Below are 15,506 nucleotides of genomic sequence, written 5' to 3'. Positions count from 1 at the left end.
TTTTAAAGTGGGATCTTCCTATCAAGAGATATTTCTATGCTTTCCAAAATCGTAGATGCGTTTAAGAGCGCATTCGGGGGTAAGGCGGTTGCGCCTGTTGTTCCAAAGGTGCCGGAAGTATTAGGTTTGCGTATTGGTGGTGCACTTGAGATAGACCCGCTGATGCTAAAACTGATTGAATCTGACCTAACGATCGAAAATGCAGCTTCAACTCAGCTTATATGTTCCGTTGGTGTTGTCGATTTAGGTGATAACGTGCGTTTGGTTCGTTATTACACGGATGATGAAGGTTACCTTCAAGTGCTGCAAGAAGGGGAGGGGGATGACGGCGTGAAGGAAGTGAGCCTGTGGTACTTTTACGAAACTCAACCGATCGATTCACAAGCTCAATGGGATGCGCTGATTGAAAACGGTATCGTTACACCAGGCAGACGATATGATCTCGATGGTACCCAGTTCTCTCAGTTATGGGACAACATTAAGCCTGTGGCTGTTACCGAAAAAACTTACAGTAAAGAGGGACACATAACTGAAACTGATCAGTTTGTGATGGTGTATACGCGTCAGGTTGCTCATAACAGAACAGAAGAACTTCAGGTTGTGGGAGAAGAAAAAGTTGTAGGGAGTCATCTGGATAGATTGATGGTACTGAGCACCGGTATTCAACTTAACCAAACTGATTTTAAAGTGGTGGCATAAATGATCACATTGGAGAATGAAGAACAGGCTTTCACGCAATTTATGCATGGTGTAGGCAATTTTGGTTTATGTTTTGGGCTGGCGCTGGTTTTTTTCATCGTTTTCAAATTCATCTACACAATAATTACTCCGCATGATGAATGGAAACTTATTAAGGAAGAGAAGAATAGTGCCGCTGCGATATCGCTTGGTGGTGCGCTGGTTGGTTACAGCATCGCCATTGCAAGTGCAGCAAGCAACTCTGTGGGGGTTATTGATTTCGTGATGTGGAGTGTTGTTGCGCTGTTGGCTCAGATTGCTGGCTTCTTCATGGTTCGCATATTCATGATGCCAAAGATTGTATCCCGCATTGAGAATAATGAGGTCCCTGCTGCGGTTGTGCTGGCGGCGGTGTCAATTTCTGTTGGTCTTTTAAACGCAGCCTGCATGACTTACTGATTTAGGGATTGTATGACGAACGGGAATAAAAAGCGCAGAATGCGCAGCACAGCCATTAACATTGAGAGTAAGCGTAAATATTGGCGTGGTTTCTCATTCACGTCATTGGCGCTCAGTGTTGGTTCACTCGTTGGTTGTGGTCAATCGGCGGATGAGTTGTCAATTCATGTTTATAAGGATTTGGCGTCTTGTCAGAATAATCCGAAGAATACGATCGCTGCTCAATGTGAAACTACATACCAAGCGGCATTACGCGAAGCGGAGCGTACTTCGCAGAAATTTCGCCGGAAAGCTATGTGTGAGCTGGAGTACGGTGAGTGTGAAGCAATGCCGGGGCAAGTGGGTTATCGACCGAAGATGGCCGCCTTTATGATGGCGGAGGTGAAGCCAGAACAGTTTAGCAAGTACGACGTTGCTGAAAAGTATCGCAACGTGTTTTACCAGCCACTATTTACTTCAACATCAGGCTATAGCGACCTGTACGGTAAGCTTTTTTTCGCTGATGGCAAGGTCATTAGTACTTATTCCGATATTGGCAATATCCAGTACGAAATGAGCCGACGTTATTTGCAGCCGCTGGAGACGGTTCGCTTGCCAATGGAGAAACGAGAAGTTTCTCAAGTTGGAACAAATACAAATGTCGTTGCAGGTATAAACCCTGTACTGAACTCCCTATCAACTGCTTATATCGCATCTGAGATCGGTGATTATTCAGCGCGTAAGCATAAAGAGAGAATGTATCGAGAGCGCTTGATACGTGAAAAGGAACAAAAGTTTAAAAGCAGCGGTTCCCGTTATTCTGGCTATGATAGCAAGCCAATCGTCACGACCAAGTCTTCTGGTGGTTTTGGTTCAACATCTTCCGCTAAATACAGTTGGGGTGGTTAACCAGCGCTGACATTTTATTCTCAGGCCAGTCTCTTGCATGGAGTCATTATTGCCGCATTAAGCATTTGTGAGATGATTTTTTCCAAGATTCAAATAAGTATTATCAAAGGGTTAACGTCATGCTTCAGATCCCAACAACACCTCGTCATGATTGGAAAGTGCGAGCAAAAGAATTTGGGTTTGGTTTCCATACAATCGATAATGAGCCGTACTGGACGGAAGACCGTTATTACCAGTTTACTCTCAAGCAGATTGAAGAACATATTGAAGATCCGACAGCGGAAATCCACCGGTTGAGCCTTCAAGCAGTAGAGCAAGTGGTTAACAGTGATGAGTTGATGACTAGATTCCAAATTCCAGAAGCAATGTGGTCATTGGTTCGTGGATCTTGGAAGCGCAGAGATCCAAGTCTCTATAGTCGCCTTGATTTTGCCTATGATGGTAAAAACCCGGCTAAGTTATTGGAAATTAACTCAGATACGCCGACTTCTATTTATGAACATGGTTTTTTTAGCTGGCTGTGGTTGGAAGATAAGGTTAACCGTGGTGAATTGCCTCATGCTGCTGATCAGTTCAACTTACTACAGGAGTTGCTTGTTAATCGCTTTTGTGAACTGAAACCCTTTTTGCCATTCAACACGCTTCATTTTGCCTGCTGTAAGGGTACGGAAGAAGACAAGGGCTCGGTTGATTACATGGCTGACTGTGCCAAAGATGCCGGTATTCATACCGAGTTTGTCTACATTGAAGACATTGGGCTCAGCGAGTGTGGTCAATTTACGGATAGTAATAACAAGATCATAGACTCTATGTTCAAGTTGTACCCGTGGGAGTTCATGTTTCGTGAAGAATATGCTCAATACCTAGTCAGCGCGGGTGTTAACTGGTTTGAGCCAATGTGGAAATGCATCACTTCGAATAAAGCAATTTTGCCATTGCTTTGGGAGATGTTTCCAGGACACCCAAATCTGCTTGAAGCTTATTTTGCCGATGATCCGCAAGCCAAGTGCCTGACTTATTATGTTATGAAGCCGATATTCAGCCGTGAGGGCGCGAATATTAGTATTCATAAAGATGGCAAAGTAGTTGAAAAGGTAGATGGTCCTTACGGTGAAGAGGGTTACATTGTGCAGCAATACACCCCATTGCCAAAGATCGGTAATAGCCATGTTCTTATCGGTAGTTGGCTCGTTAATGATACGCCTGCGGGTCTATCGGTTAGGGAAGATATTGGCAGGATCACGAAGGATACATCACGATTTGTACCTCATATTATTTTAGGTTAATGATTCTATAACTGTTTATTTCTGGAGCAGGGTGGAATACCCTGCTTTCTGGCTCTTAGTAAACATCCAATTTTATTGCTGAAATGTCATGTTTGTATGATTTTTCATCCATTTTTTAACATGTATTCTCCTTCTTCTTTATTATTATGGTGAAGTACGGTACGCATCAGAAGTAAATCCAATTCAGTATCAGGGAGGTGTTTTTTGTCTTTGAGCTCGCAGCGGGTAACTGAATTATCCAGTTCGCGGCAGATAAAGTTATGAATGCGTTTAAAACGTGGGCTATACTCCGTTTCGTCAGCGTTACGCTTGATGGCAAGCAGAGTCTGTATTTCCTGCATCAGCGCTGCGTCTGTAACAGTTCCGGCCAGTAGGGTGTCGAAGCGCATTGGGGGGATACCTTTACCCGCTTCGATCCAACGTACCGCCAGCAATGGGCGTAGTACATAAAGGTATTTTTTCAGCCGAATTTTCTCGCCTTTTAGGTAACTACGAAAGTTTTTCTTTGCCATTGACAGATAGTGATATCGCGCTCTGTTGTTGGAGAAATAGTCTGGTAATAGGGCACGTAGTGCCGCCATGAACTCCACGTCTTCGTAGTAGATTACCGGTGAGTCTGCCCACTCCATCAGTGTCGGGTTGGCTCGTTTCAGCAGCCCTAAAGTTTTACGCAGTTCCCAACCACAGATATCCAGCTCGTTACTGATCGGTAGTTCAATGACATCCCGAGAGGGATCGACGCGTAAGTACCATGATGGCGTATGTACATAAATAAAACGTACATCGTAATCACTGTTTGTCGAGGCAAATCCCCAACCACGGCTACCTGATTCACAGGCGTAGAGTATTTGTATTTGCAGCTCTGTCTCAAGTTGCGCCAGTTTTTGGCATATGTGTTGCTTCATGATGTCACTGATACCAAATTTTTCTTTCATCTTGATTATCCTTTTACGCAAACCACTTGACGCAGGGTGTGAACGATTTCTACTAGTGAAGACTGAGCGGCCATTACAGCCTCAATGTCTTTGTAGGCCATCGGAATTTCATCGATGACGTCGCTGTCCTTGCGGCATTCCACGTGTGCCGTGGCACGCTTCTGATCCTCTATTGTGAAGCGTTTTTTCGCTGCCGTGCGGCTTACTGTTTGGCGTGGTCATTAACTCGTAATCGTTTGTTATCACATTGTTCTCCTGATTACTTAGCCGCCACCATTATTATATACCCGTCATCTTTCAAGTTGCCTCTTTGTTGGCTGCACTCACTCACCCCGGTCACATAGTTATCTATGTTCCCGGGGATTCGCTCCCTTGCCGTCGCGATCCATCTTGAAATCCATAGGGTATAATTTAAAGTAACGGATATTTTTCCTTTTTAATCAATGCTTCTGAATTTATTTTTTATCTTGGTCTTCTTTTGAACCATTAGGAAAACATTGTAAATAAAAACTTTATTCCACTATTAATATAGTATTATGTTTAATGGTAATTGCAATTATTTGATTTATTATTTTGTTGAGTAATGTTGAAATTGTGATGCTAATCTATATAAAAATGTGTTTGTAAAAGCATATATGAATTTATTATAGTTTTAAATTGTGTTGATAATTGTAAAGGAAATGTAAAACAATTAAATTATTTAATATTATGATACTGTTGTAATAGTATGTTTATATACTATTCAAATGGATGTATATTTGTGCATAATTATCATGTGGATGTGAAGAATTATTAAATGAGTAACATTATCTTTTGATGAAATAATATTTCTATGGTTGGAATAAAATGACAGTCTGAATTTAATATATTTTTTGAAAATATCAATATGTGTAGTGTATAGCCGATAACGTTTTTATTGATTTATTCTTGTGAAATTTTATTTATATCTCATTGATATAAATATTTGTAATCTATTGTTTTTATTGTATTTTTTGTTTGATTTATTTGCATTGTCAAGTGTGGAAAATAAACTTATACACTATTTATAACTGATAATTTATAATGAGTTAATGATTTCTTATTGTTTAAATATGTGTAAAAATAGTCACAAATTATTATTCTATTTGTCATTAACTAGATGAGTATATATGGCTGTTATCACTTTATAAGTGTAGGTAAATTACGGTTTTTTATTCTTTATTTGGTTTTTATATTCTTTTATTTATTATTGATTTTAATAATATCTCAATTTTCAATTGAAAAGCATGATATTAAAAATATTTAGTAAACATTTTTTCGGATAAAAAAAGAGTTTTGTTAATAATTTGTGGAGTACAACAAAATAAACAGGTGTTAAATTGTGTGATGATTTATTTGTCTTATTGTCAATCTTAACGAGATAATTAAAAAACTGCCCTTAATAGTTATTTTTTCCTATTCATAAAGGGGTTAATTATCTTCTTTTTCCCAATATTGCTTGCATTTTAATTTTAATCTCTTCATTAAAATTGTGCGGAAATTATCCGCGCAATTTGATGTTGTATTGGGTAATGTGAATTTATGTGTCAAATTAGCCAATTAATTTTGGCTAATTTGGCGATTATTAATCATCGTTAATACTTGCCAGCACATTTCCTGCCTGTTGATAACCGCCTTCTTCCGCATAGATAACGATTTTCCCAGAACGATGTGCGATAAGTTGCGTTTCCATTTTCATTGCTTCCATGACAGCAATGACATCACCTTGTTTAACTTCATCACCTTCCTGCACATACCAGGATTGTAAAACGCCGGATATTGATGCTAAGACGGGATTTGGTACCGCTATTGTCTCCTCAGCTTCATTACCTTTGCTCTCGGTGATGAAATTTTGCTCAGAATCAGGCAATGAAAGCCCTTTTAATAATTCGTCTGGTAGCCCTAGTTCATGCCGACGGCCGTTAATTTCAATAAAAGTACGTGTTACTTTTTCTTGATAATGGTTTTCCTGACGCGGAGATATTTTTATATCATTGATAAAATCAGTTTCGATCCAACGTGTATGGATGTTAAATGTGTCATCGGAAATAAAATCAGGATGCTCCATTACTGCTCGATGAAAAGGCAATACTGATGCAACGCCTTCAATGCTGAATTCTTGTAATGCACGTCGCGCACGGGCAATAGCTTGTTGTCGGGTTGGTCCGGTGACAATCAATTTAGCCATCAGCGAATCAAAAGTGTCAGGGATGGTGGAACCTGCTGCAACACCAGAATCCAATCTTATGCCTGGGCCGGAAGGAGGAGAAAATACCGTCACGGTTCCGGGCGTCGGTAAAAATCCTTTACCTGCATCTTCGGCGTTAATACGGAACTCAAAAGAATGGCCTAAAGGGATCGGTGTTGTTGTCAATGATAAAGGTTTACCTTCAGCAATCCGGAATTGTTCTATCACAATGTCGATCCCTGTAGTTTCTTCGGTGACAGGATGTTCAACCTGCAAGCGAGTATTCACTTCCAGAAAAGAAATTGTGCCGTCTACACTGAGGAGAAACTCCACAGTACCGGCTCCGATATAACGGGCGGCGGTGCAAATATCTCGTGCCGCTTGATGGATACGCTGGCGCTGATGTTCGGTCAAAAATGGCGCCGGCGCTTCTTCTACCAATTTTTGGTTACGCCGTTGCAGTGAACAATCACGTGTACCAAGTACCACTACATTGCCATGTTTATCAGCCAGAATTTGCGCTTCAATATGACGAGGTTTATCCAGGAACTGTTCAATGAAACATTCTCCACGGCCAAAGGCCGCTGTTGCTTCACGAACAGCTGAATTGTAGAGTTCGGTGACTTCATCAAGCCGCCATGCCACTTTCATGCCACGTCCACCACCGCCATATGCTGCTTTGATTGCAATTGGCAGGCCATATTGTTCGGCAAACGCCAGTGCTTCCTCTGCGTTTTTCACCGGTTCTTCTGTTCCTGAAACCTGTGGTGCGCCTACCTGTTGGGCAATTTTGCGTGCTTTAACTTTGTCACCCAGAATATCAATTGTCTCTGGTTCAGGACCAACCCAGATCAATCCCGCATTAATAACGGCACGGGCAAATTCTGCACGTTCAGCCAGAAATCCGTATCCGGGATGTACCATGTCGGCACCTGAACGTTTCGCAATATCCAATAATTGGGGAATATTAAGATAAGTATCTGCGGGGCTGTTTCCGCCTAAACTGTAAGCCTCATCAGCCAATTGTACATGTTGTGCATTGATGTCCGAATCAGCGTAGACGGCGATAGATGGTAAACCATAATCCCGGCAGGCACGGATAATACGGACGGCGATTTCACCGCGGTTAGCAATCAAAACTTTTTTTATGGGATGGTTTTTAATATTCATAGTCATTGTGATGCTCAGAGCGGCAATCGCTCTCTTTTATTTCGTGAAATTCAGTGATGGGATTGAAGCGAATACGGGCGTTGACAGAAATTTGTCCGGCAAGATCAAGATGATAGCTGGCAACGGAACCAATCACGGGGTAACCGCCGGTCAAAGGGTGATCTGCTAAAAACAAAACCGGTTGACCACTGGCGGGAACCTGAATTGCGCCGGTGGTCGTTCCCTCACTCGGTAACTCTTTATGGTTAAGACGCGACAGTGGTGTGTTGCCATACAGACGAATACCGACTCGATTAGATTGTGGTGTAACCTGCCAAAGTTGGCTTTTTAGCAGGGATAACGCTTCTGTTGTGAACCAGTCAGTACGTGGCCCCAGAATGATATCCAGTGTAATGATATCGTCAGAAGTAGGCATATTAAAAGCCGGCCTTTCATCCATTGATACCGCGCAACCCTGCGTCACAGTAAGAATATCCAAAATATCGCCTATAGCGATTGGCTTGGGGCCAATGTGTGCCAGCGTATCGTAAGAGAGGCTGGAGAGAATAGGTTGCTTGGCAAAGCCGCCACGCACAGCCAAATAAGAACGCACTCCCGCTTTGGGCGTTCCTAGTGTCACTGTATCACCTTCACTCAGATCAATAGGCTGATAGCCATCAACCTGAAACTTTCGGCCAGATGCTGTTTGAACAGTGATTGGGCAGTCAGCACCTGTGACAGCGATAATGACATTGCCATGAGAAATAAAGCTTAATCCTCCTTGCACAATTTCCAGACATGCGTTATCCGAAGGATTACCGACGATCCGGTTGGCACTTTTCAGCGCGGTTTTATCTAGTGCACCGGCAGCGGAAATACCTAAACTAGCTTGCCCTGAACGCCCTAAATCCTGAAAAAGTGTTTGTATTCCAGTGGTTAGGATTTCCAGCGAGGAGCGTTTATCAACCTGTGAAGATAGAACGTTCTCTATGGGGGCAACAGGGGTTTTGGGTTTAGTGATAGAGATTGCTGCGCCTTTGCCTTGATCTCTGAAACGTACCCGGAAACCGGGTTGTAACAGGGAAGAGGGAGAACGCGAGAGATCCCACATGCGCTCTGGCGTGATACCGATGATTTGCCAACCTCCCGGACTGGCTTGAGGGTATATCCCACTGAATTCTCCAGCCAGACCAACTGATCCCGCAGGGATGCGGGCTCTTGGTGCCATTCGCCGAGGAACATGTAAACAGTTTGAATCTGCGACTAAATAGGCGAATCCGGGGGCAAATCCGGTAAAAGCAACAGTGTACTCACTTTCTGTATGTCGCTTGATAACTTCCTGTGTGGTGATGCCGAGAGTTTCCGCCACTTCAATCAGATCTTCACCATTGTAATACACCGGGATTTCAACGAGTTTCCCTGTTGTCCTATCCAGTGTATTCAGGTTGCGCCCATTGATTTCTCTGGCAAGTTTGACGGTGGAAACAACATTGGGACGAAATCGAATCAACAGTGTTCTGGCTGCCGGAATAATTTCTTCTACGCCAGCAATGGGGCAGGCGTTAAGTGAATCAAATAACGCCAGCGTTTCATTCAGATCATGAAGCTCGACAATAATGGCACCTAAATTAACAGGTAAAAAACGCACTAGGTACTCCTGAGCATAATAAGAGAACTGCCACTTGCTTAAATAAAGGAGCGTACGGTGATCCCGGCTTGTTGCAGGGTTATTTTCACCTGACGTGCCATTTCTACCGCATCTGGGCTGTCACCATGAACACAGATGGAATCTGCCTGAATACGGGTAAAGCTACCATCAATGGCTTCAACTCCCCCTTCGGTCACCAATTGCAACATGCGTCGGGCAACGAGATTAGCGTCATGAAGCACAGACCCTTTTTCCCGGCGGGAAACTAGCGTGCCTTGTGGAGTGTAAGCTCTGTCAGCAAAGGCTTCCGCAACGGTACGCAAGCCTTTTTCCCTCGCTAAATCCAATAGTTTTGAGCCGGCTAATCCAACCAGCGCTAAATTGTCATCCACTTCGCGAATCGCTGTAATAACGGCAAGGGCTTGGTATTCATCATGGGCAATGGTGTTATACAGTGCACCGTGCGGTTTAACATAACTTACGGTGGTTCCTGCCGCCGCTGCCAAACCTTTCAACGCGCCAATCTGGTAAATAACATCCGCGATCAGCTCATTACTGGAGATATCCATATTACGGCGACCAAATCCGACAAGGTCTGGATAAGACACATGAGCACCAATAATCACTTGATTTTCACGGGCAGCTTTTAAAGTTTGAAGTATCCCGGCGGGATCACCGGCATGAAATCCACACGCTACATTGGCACTGGTGACAATGCTCAGCATGGTATTATCGTCACCCATTTTCCATTGACCAAAGCCTTCACCAAGATCGCTGTTTAAATCAATAACGTTCATAGTCGTAACCTTAATAAAATGATATTCAAAAAAGCAGTGAAAAATTTAGAGTGCTTATAACTCTATAGATGGTAATTTCCGCTACCCCAATGGGCGTTGAATTAATGTGTTGTACCTCCACCAATAACCCTGTCCTCACTGTTATTTAATGCTTGCTTGATAGCAATTTTCAGTGCTGTTGTTATTGTTTCCAGAGCCATACTTGGCGTACCGGGGTGTTTTACCGCCTGTTCAGGCAGGTAGGGAATATGGATAAATCCACCACGTACTTTGGGATAAGTCAGTGCCAGATGGTGTAGTAGGCCGTACATGACATGGTTGCAGACATATGTCCCGGCACTCTGTGAAATCGAAGCAGGAATCCCTGCGGCTTGCAGGCCACTGACGATCGCTTTGATCGGTAGGGTGGAGAAGTAGGCCGCAGGGCCTGCTGCCACGATAGGGGTATCAATGGGTTGATTGCCCTGATTATCGGGAATACGTGCATCGTTGATGTTAATCGCTATGCGTTCCAGCGTGATATCTGGTCTGCCGCCTGCTTGTCCCACTGCAATGACGAGTTCAGGTTGTATCTCATCAATAGCTGCGTACAGATAAGTTAGAGAAGTGTTGAATACACATGGGAGCTGGCGTGTCTCAATATGTGCTCCAGATAGCTGTTGGTTTTGCAATTGTCTGACCGACTCCCACGATGGATTGATGGCTTCACCGTCAAAAGGTTCAAAAGCGGTAATCAGAACGGTTTTCATGGGATCTCTCCTTACAAAAACATCAAAAAATAGAGCAGAAAAACATTGGCAATCAGCAGCGCTATTCCCGTGGGAATTTGTGCTTTAATGACCGCATTGCGATTTGGTAATTCCAACAGAGCGGCAGGAACGATATTGAAGTTTGCGGCCATTGGGGTCATCAGTGTACCGCAATAGCCTGAGAACATGCCGATAGCGGCCATGACCGCTGGATTACCGCCATGTTGCAGTACCAGAATGGGAATGCCGATCCCGGCGGTAACAATCGGGAACGCGGCGAAAGCGTTGCCCATTATCATTGTCAATAACGCCATGCCGAGTACGTATGTCGTTACCGCGATCAATCGATTATCCACCGCTAAATAATGTTCAGTCAGGTGAGAAATTGCGGTACCGACACCGGCTACGGTAAATAATAGCCCTAGCGTCGCTAATATCTGTGGCAGGATAAACGCCCAACCGATAGCATCCAGTAGGCGACGTGCTTCTTGGGTTGATTGAGCTACGCCTTCACGGGTCATTCTCAATGCAACGCCATATCCGACTAAACAGCCTACCGTCATGGAAAACAGTGTTACCAGCGTGGCATGGTTGCCGCTACCGAACAGTGCTTGTTGTAACCCAGGGACGTGGTTAAACAGTAATACGCCGATCACGGTGACGATAGGTATCGCCAGTGCGGGAAGAAAGAGACGATTACCCAAACGGGAGGCACTTTCCTGCCGTTGCTGAGGTGTGCGTTGATGGTAGCTGCCCAATCGCACACCGCCAAAACCTGCCGTCAGTGCCATCAATACGACGATTAGCCCGACACCGATATGTAGCATCTTTTGGGCCTCGGCTTCGTTGTCTGCCCATAGTGCTATTACGCGATAGCTCCAGTCGCCTACTAGAAACACGATGCCATATAGCGCCCAGAACAGGCTGGTGGTCAAGCGGCGAGGGTTGGCGTGATCACGCCAGGACATCACCGCTACGGCCAGCAGAACTGTGCCGGCCAGCCAATAAAGATACTGTTGCTGAAACATTACTCCACCTTACTTCGATTTTTGTCCATACCATTCAGTGCTGCCAGTTTGGTTGCGATGTGGTGGTCAAGACGAGACAAGCGGAAAGCGTGGATCAGGAAGGCACAGATGGCGGTAGGGAGCCCCCACATAGCGATATGTAGCGGTTCCGTTTGGATGCCGCCAGACTCCAGCATAAAGTTATGCATAAAGATGATTGCACCAAAAGCGACGAAAATATCCTCCCCGAAGAAAAGGCCAACATTGTCGGTTGCTGCTGACATGGCCCGCAGGCGATAACGTACATCGTCAGGCAGGTCATGATGACGGTTTTCCGTAGCCCCTTCTACCATTGGCGCCAGTAATGGACGCACCATTTGTGGGTGTCCTCCTAAACTGGTCAGCCCTAGCGCAGCGGTTATTTCACGAATGAACAAATAGATGATTAGCAAACGTCCGGCGGTTGCTGTTTTAATATTGCTAATCCAGGTTTGAGCTCGTTCTTTTAAACCGTGCCGTTCTAAAAGGCCGATAGTTGCCAGCGGCAACAGCAAAATCAATGGCAAATTTCGGGTATTAAGGAAGCCGGAACCTAGCTTTTCCAGAATCGCTGTGATCGGCATATGTGCGGCCAGCCCGGTGATGATCCCTGCGACAATCACCACCAATACCGGGTTAAACCTGAGTAAAAAACCCACGACAATAACCGCTATGCCAATCAACGGCCATAGATTCACCATCTGTTGCATGTTGTGTCACCTCTGTACATGAAAATAGCTGTCGCCTGCTGTGTCGTCATAGGCTGAATTCCTGTGTGATAGATAAATGTATATCTAAGCAATATGCGTACCATCGTTGGATAATTTGTATTTATTGTTAAATAATTGTTTTTGTATTGTTGAGCAATAAATAGAGTGAGGCGAAAGAATAGGCAAATGAAATTATTTTTTAGTCATAAAAATAAAACGTAGATCACTTTTTACAATAGTGATGCTCTATGGTGGTGCGCTGAATGCACCATCATGAGGCAAGTTTAATTAACCTCAGCTTCGTTTAAAAATAGCGATATCACAATCCCGTAAATTCAAGCTCGGTTTTTTAGGTTGGAATGTATAAGCAATTAGGCCAGCGACGATTTCCAATAAAAAACCGAGCTGACTGCGGTGTCTTGAATGCGCTATCTGCGAAATATTTTTAAGCTGATCCACGACCGTTTCTATCAAAAATCTCCTTCTTAGCATCAGTTTATCCCAGAGAGATAACGCTTTTGCCTTCATGTTACTACGGACATGAGTGATTAACGTTATTCCTTCTGCTTCCAGTTCATCGCACAAAGCCTGCGACAAATACCCTTTATCGCCATATAAACATCCGGTTAATCCTTGTACCAGCGCTTTGACGGGATGGCGATCATCCTTATTTCCTGAGGTCAACTTCACTGCCAGAAGTTCACCACAATCATTGATAACCCGATGAAGTTTAAAGCCATAAAACCAGCAGATACTGGTTTTCCCTCGCTGTGCGACGCCCTGAAATACGCGATGACGGGGAATACGGAGATTGTGGCAAACGGCAATTTTGGTTGAATCAATAAAAGCGATCCCCTGGGTTTCAGCCTTGCGTGACGAAAGAAAAGCACAGAGGGGAATGAGCGCCCTTTGCTTCAAGGTTAACATCCGGGTGTAGCTGACCAATTTGGGAAAATCGGCCTGAAGATAGTGTTTAACATGCTGAATATAAAACGTTTTAAAATCACGATAATGGCTCATGTGGAATAAAATGAGGATCGTCATGACTTCACTGAGAGAAAGGGAAGCTTCGCGGCGACGTTTGAGCAAGCCATTTTCAATTAACTGTTGATGCCAGAGAGGAATAAATTTTTGGCAAAAGTCATCGACGCAGCAGTAAAGTTCTTCTAAATTAACCATGCCTGAGGATCTCCACGATTTTGTTTTCTTTGACAAAAACTTTGATCGTGTCTCAGGCACTTAGTTCCCTTCTTAAGCAAACCTCAGGTTAATTATGGCGCTGAAAACAGTGGATAGGGAGGGTTATCGTTTTTCCACCTTTCGCGTGCGTGCAGATAGCCGCCGGGGCCTGATAATGCCAGCATCTCTGACGGTCGGTTGTGGTATAAATCCGTTTTTCTCCCTGCGGGCAGACATAACAATTCTGCAACTTGTCATAGGTAAAATGTTTCTTCTGAAAGGTATTCGGCCAACGATAACCCATGATGGGGATAATGCCAGACATTTCCGTCAGGTAACAAACCGGAATTAAATGTTAATATTTTTAACAAGTTATATTGACAATGAATGATACCAAAGCTACTGTGTGTTTCGAGTTTAGGTAGATAAAAATATTTAATATAATCACCGCTGTAAAAGGAAATCATAAAAACTCTCAATCCATTATAAGGAAGATAGTAAACATGTCTTTTAAAGCAAAGCCCGATGGTCATCGAGTTATTCTTGATGGCGCGGATGTCGGTAACTTTTGCCCGGAAACCTCGTTACTAGAAAATTTTGATAAATACAACATCGATATTCCCAGTTTATGTCGAGCAGGAAAATGCGGCTGTTGCAAAATGATGTTAATAAAAGGTCAGGTGCGTCATGGGAAACAGAGCGCATTAAGCGAAGATGAACTAGAAGAAAATATAATTCTGGCTTGCTGTGCCTATTCAGAATCAGATATCGAAATCGAACTTTATTGAGTAAGGACTATTCTATGAGTCTTATTGAAACTACATTAAAGAAATGGGATCGCTCTGCTATTGTCCGTTCCCGTCCTCGCCGATTACTTAACGAACAAGACCATCATTCTACCCTTTTCTTTCCTCTTGAACGTCTTCCTCTGTGTACGCACCCGCAAGTCGACATATTAGGTGATGAAGCGCTGCGATATATCCAAGTACAAATGCTTTATCACTACTTGAGTGGCATAGCTAACATTGAACTGGATATTATTAACGATTCCAGTTACAAGCTTTACAAAAATGTTGTCGGTGTTTATTTCCCCACCGAGATGCGTCTAGATGCTCTAACTGTAGTAGTGGATGAGTCATATCACGCACTTGTCGCTCTGGATCTGATTAACCAAGTCGAACAGATGACAGGCGTTGTCCCTCTGCCTATGCCCAAAGATACGGAAGCTTCATACGCGCTTGCGATGGCGCTTGAACAATCAAGCGATCAGCTACGTGAATTGCTGCGGCTGGTATGCGTGTCTCTTTCTGAACAAGCGCTAACGACCGACCTGATCGATGTTATCAATAATGAAGATATTTTCCCGTCATTCTATTTGGTGATGAAAGATCATGTTGCCGATGAGGGCCGTCATGCACGATTCTTTCAACAGGTTCTAGGCCATATCTGGTGTCACAGTGACTCGAAAATGAAACAAGCGATGAAAACGCCAATTATAACATTTATTGAAAGCTATACGACAGATGTCATCGCTAAGGATTTTGGTACGCAAATTTTGCGACATTTAAATATGGAAGAAGCAGTCATTGCCGCAGTTATTAACGATACCTATCCTGAAACCACAGCCAAACCTTGGGAAACAAATAATATCGTCACAGAACAAATGTTATTGGCATTGGAAAAATCAGGTATCCTTGCCGAACTACCAATAGCTAAAGCAACACACGCGTAATCTTAACGCATAAATTGAATTAATGCTGAGGGTCATTTTTATGC

14 protein-coding genes and 2 pseudogenes are annotated in these 15,506 nt (G+C 43.6%); 6 read left to right on the top strand and 10 right to left on the bottom strand.

Annotated features, from left to right (window positions below):
• Positions 1–36 precede the first annotated feature (36 nt).
• From ACGF49_RS18720 to ACGF49_RS18705, 4 genes are all read left to right on the top strand, one after another.
• A complete protein-coding gene (locus tag ACGF49_RS18720; protein WP_113043824.1) occupies positions 37–699 on the top strand; it encodes a YjfK family protein in 663 nt (220 codons plus the stop codon).
• Positions 700–1,137: a DUF350 domain-containing protein gene (locus ACGF49_RS18715; protein WP_112879697.1), complete on the top strand. Its 438-nt coding sequence runs from the start codon at positions 700–702 to the stop codon at positions 1,135–1,137.
• 12 nt (positions 1,138–1,149) lie between these two features.
• Positions 1,150–2,025, top strand: coding sequence for a DUF1190 domain-containing protein (locus ACGF49_RS18710; protein ID WP_113043825.1), 876 nt, complete (start codon positions 1,150–1,152; stop codon positions 2,023–2,025).
• A 119-nt stretch (positions 2,026–2,144) separates the two neighbouring features.
• Entirely contained in the window at positions 2,145–3,311 is a 1,167-nt protein-coding gene (locus ACGF49_RS18705; protein ID WP_113043826.1) for a glutathionylspermidine synthase family protein, read from the top strand.
• 104 nt (positions 3,312–3,415) lie between these two features.
• Here ACGF49_RS18705 and ACGF49_RS18700 read toward each other — a convergent pair whose 3' ends face one another.
• The 10 genes and pseudogenes from ACGF49_RS18700 to ACGF49_RS18655 all read right to left on the bottom strand — a co-directional run.
• Positions 3,416–4,246 carry a nucleotidyltransferase domain-containing protein gene (locus ACGF49_RS18700; RefSeq protein WP_113043827.1) on the bottom strand — a complete coding sequence of 277 codons (831 nt, stop codon included), beginning with the start codon at positions 4,244–4,246 and terminating at the stop codon, positions 3,416–3,418.
• A 5-nt stretch (positions 4,247–4,251) separates the two neighbouring features.
• Positions 4,252–4,458: pseudogene (locus ACGF49_RS18695) on the bottom strand (RtcB family protein); the annotation flags it as partial.
• A 1,391-nt stretch (positions 4,459–5,849) separates the two neighbouring features.
• Positions 5,850–7,622, bottom strand: a complete 1,773-nt coding sequence (locus tag ACGF49_RS18690; protein ID WP_229015661.1) for a biotin carboxylase N-terminal domain-containing protein — start codon at positions 7,620–7,622, stop codon at positions 5,850–5,852.
• Positions 7,612–9,249, bottom strand: coding sequence for a 5-oxoprolinase/urea amidolyase family protein (locus ACGF49_RS18685; protein WP_113043829.1), 1,638 nt, complete (start codon positions 9,247–9,249; stop codon positions 7,612–7,614). The genes ACGF49_RS18690 and ACGF49_RS18685 overlap by 11 nt, the downstream gene beginning before the upstream one ends.
• A 38-nt stretch (positions 9,250–9,287) precedes the next feature.
• Positions 9,288–10,046 carry a LamB/YcsF family protein gene (locus ACGF49_RS18680; RefSeq protein ID WP_113043830.1) on the bottom strand — a complete coding sequence of 253 codons (759 nt, stop codon included), beginning with the start codon at positions 10,044–10,046 and terminating at the stop codon, positions 9,288–9,290.
• Between the two features lie 101 nt (positions 10,047–10,147).
• Positions 10,148–10,795: a pyroglutamyl-peptidase I gene (gene pcp / locus ACGF49_RS18675; RefSeq protein WP_228902630.1), complete on the bottom strand. Its 648-nt coding sequence runs from the start codon at positions 10,793–10,795 to the stop codon at positions 10,148–10,150.
• An 11-nt stretch (positions 10,796–10,806) separates the two neighbouring features.
• Complete coding sequence (locus ACGF49_RS18670; RefSeq protein WP_113043832.1) at positions 10,807–11,823, bottom strand: DUF979 domain-containing protein; 1,017 nt, start codon at positions 11,821–11,823, stop codon at positions 10,807–10,809.
• Complete coding sequence (locus ACGF49_RS18665; RefSeq protein ID WP_113043833.1) at positions 11,823–12,551, bottom strand: DUF969 domain-containing protein; 729 nt, start codon at positions 12,549–12,551, stop codon at positions 11,823–11,825. The genes ACGF49_RS18670 and ACGF49_RS18665 overlap by 1 nt, the downstream gene beginning before the upstream one ends.
• Positions 12,552–12,845: 294 nt before the next feature.
• Positions 12,846–13,730, bottom strand: a complete 885-nt coding sequence (locus tag ACGF49_RS18660) for an IS982 family transposase (protein ID WP_113043834.1) — start codon at positions 13,728–13,730, stop codon at positions 12,846–12,848.
• 121 nt (positions 13,731–13,851) lie between these two features.
• Positions 13,852–14,076: pseudogene (locus tag ACGF49_RS18655) on the bottom strand (IS5/IS1182 family transposase); the annotation flags it as partial.
• A 157-nt stretch (positions 14,077–14,233) separates the two neighbouring features.
• Between ACGF49_RS18655 and ACGF49_RS18650 the strand changes: the two are divergent.
• Positions 14,234–14,518 (top strand): 2Fe-2S iron-sulfur cluster binding domain-containing protein, encoded by a 285-nt coding sequence (locus tag ACGF49_RS18650; protein ID WP_113043835.1) that lies wholly within the window; start codon positions 14,234–14,236, stop codon positions 14,516–14,518.
• 14 nt (positions 14,519–14,532) lie between these two features.
• On the top strand, positions 14,533–15,462 hold the full coding sequence (locus tag ACGF49_RS18645; protein WP_113043836.1) for a diiron oxygenase: 930 nt from the start codon (positions 14,533–14,535) through the stop codon (positions 15,460–15,462).
• Positions 15,463–15,506: the final 44 nt, after the last annotated feature.

The sequence above is a fragment of the Photorhabdus sp. RM96S genome, assembly GCF_042879335.1.
Taxonomy (GTDB): domain Bacteria; phylum Pseudomonadota; class Gammaproteobacteria; order Enterobacterales; family Enterobacteriaceae; genus Photorhabdus; species Photorhabdus kayaii.
Note: the sequence above shows the minus strand (reverse complement) of the source record. Positions and strands in the feature narration are given on the sequence as shown.

Bases quoted from the DNA above. Each gene is read 5' to 3' on its own strand.
- ACGF49_RS18720 (WP_113043824.1), top strand. From the start codon at position 37: ATGCTTTCCAAAATCGTAGATGCGTTTAAGAGCGCATTCGGGGGTAAG.
- ACGF49_RS18715 (WP_112879697.1), top strand. From the start codon at position 700: ATGATCACATTGGAGAATGAAGAACAGGCTTTCACGCAATTTATGCAT.
- ACGF49_RS18710 (WP_113043825.1), top strand. From the start codon at position 1,150: ATGACGAACGGGAATAAAAAGCGCAGAATGCGCAGCACAGCCATTAAC.
- ACGF49_RS18705 (WP_113043826.1), top strand. From the start codon at position 2,145: ATGCTTCAGATCCCAACAACACCTCGTCATGATTGGAAAGTGCGAGCA.
- ACGF49_RS18700 (WP_113043827.1), bottom strand. From the start codon at position 4,246: ATGAAAGAAAAATTTGGTATCAGTGACATCATGAAGCAACACATATGC.
- ACGF49_RS18690 (WP_229015661.1), bottom strand. From the start codon at position 7,622: ATGAATATTAAAAACCATCCCATAAAAAAAGTTTTGATTGCTAACCGC.
- ACGF49_RS18680 (WP_113043830.1), bottom strand. From the start codon at position 10,046: ATGAACGTTATTGATTTAAACAGCGATCTTGGTGAAGGCTTTGGTCAA.
- pcp (WP_228902630.1), bottom strand. From the start codon at position 10,795: ATGAAAACCGTTCTGATTACCGCTTTTGAACCTTTTGACGGTGAAGCC.
- ACGF49_RS18670 (WP_113043832.1), bottom strand. From the start codon at position 11,823: ATGTTTCAGCAACAGTATCTTTATTGGCTGGCCGGCACAGTTCTGCTG.
- ACGF49_RS18665 (WP_113043833.1), bottom strand. From the start codon at position 12,551: ATGCAACAGATGGTGAATCTATGGCCGTTGATTGGCATAGCGGTTATT.
- ACGF49_RS18660 (WP_113043834.1), bottom strand. From the start codon at position 13,730: ATGGTTAATTTAGAAGAACTTTACTGCTGCGTCGATGACTTTTGCCAA.
- ACGF49_RS18650 (WP_113043835.1), top strand. From the start codon at position 14,234: ATGTCTTTTAAAGCAAAGCCCGATGGTCATCGAGTTATTCTTGATGGC.
- ACGF49_RS18645 (WP_113043836.1), top strand. From the start codon at position 14,533: ATGAGTCTTATTGAAACTACATTAAAGAAATGGGATCGCTCTGCTATT.